Below are 940 nucleotides of genomic sequence, written 5' to 3'. Positions count from 1 at the left end.
TGCATATTCCGGCCGATCATGAACACCAATTCCGATTCAACGTGAACACCATTTCCGGACCAATGTGAACGCTCATTCCGGTTCAACCTGAACACTTCGCCCCTCCTTTCCGGAAACAGTGTTCAACATCCCGGAATCACTGTTCACATTCACCGGAATCATCCTTAACGCATTGATTTAAAAACCTTTGATACGCTCTCCCTTTTGCCAGGGAAGAGCCTATGTCTGCCAAGAGGATTGCAATGCGTAAAATTCGTGAAGTGCTGCGACTGCGGCTGGAAGCTGACCTCTCTGTTCGCCAAATCAGTATCTGTACCAAGGTCAGTGTCGGCTCCATCCAGAAACTCCTCAAAAGTGCCCAGGCGCTCGGCCTTACCTGGCCCTTACCTACCGAGCTTGATGATGGCCGACTGGCTGCCCTGTTCTATCCGCAGGCCGATACCACCATCTCGGCCCGCCATGTTGTGCCGGATTGGCCCTCTGTCCATCAGGAGCTCAAGCGCAAGGGGGTCTCCAAACAGCTGCTCTGGGAGGAGTACACCCAGCGCTATCCCAATAGCTGTTACAGCTACTCCCAGTTCTGTGACCGTTACAAGTCCTGGTGTCAGTTGCAAAAGCGCTCCATGCGCCAGATCCACAAGGCGGGGGAAAAGCTCTTTATCGACTACTGCGGGCCCACGGTGCCCATCGTGTCGCCGACTACGGGTGAGGTCCGTCAGGCACAAGTCTTTGTCGCCGTGCTCGGTGCGTCCAACTACACCTTTGCCGAGGCCACCTGGTCCCAGTCACTGCCGGACTGGCTGCAAAGCCATGTCCGTGCCTTTGAGTTTTTCGGCGGGACACCGGTACTGCTGATCCCCGACAACCTCAAGAGCGGTGTCAGCAAGGCTTGCCGATACGATCCCGAGCTCAACCCCAGCTACCAGCAGTTGGCCGAGCA

1 pseudogene is annotated in these 940 nt (G+C 55.9%); it reads left to right on the top strand.

The features are described 5' to 3' along the window. Positions 1-221: 221 nt before the first annotated feature. Positions 222-940: pseudogene (gene istA / locus PG888_RS22965) on the top strand (IS21-like element ISAs29 family transposase); the annotation flags it as partial.

Source organism: Aeromonas sp. QDB23 (assembly GCF_027707745.1).
Taxonomy (GTDB): domain Bacteria; phylum Pseudomonadota; class Gammaproteobacteria; order Enterobacterales; family Aeromonadaceae; genus Aeromonas; species Aeromonas allosaccharophila.
Note: the sequence above shows the minus strand (reverse complement) of the source record. Positions and strands in the feature narration are given on the sequence as shown.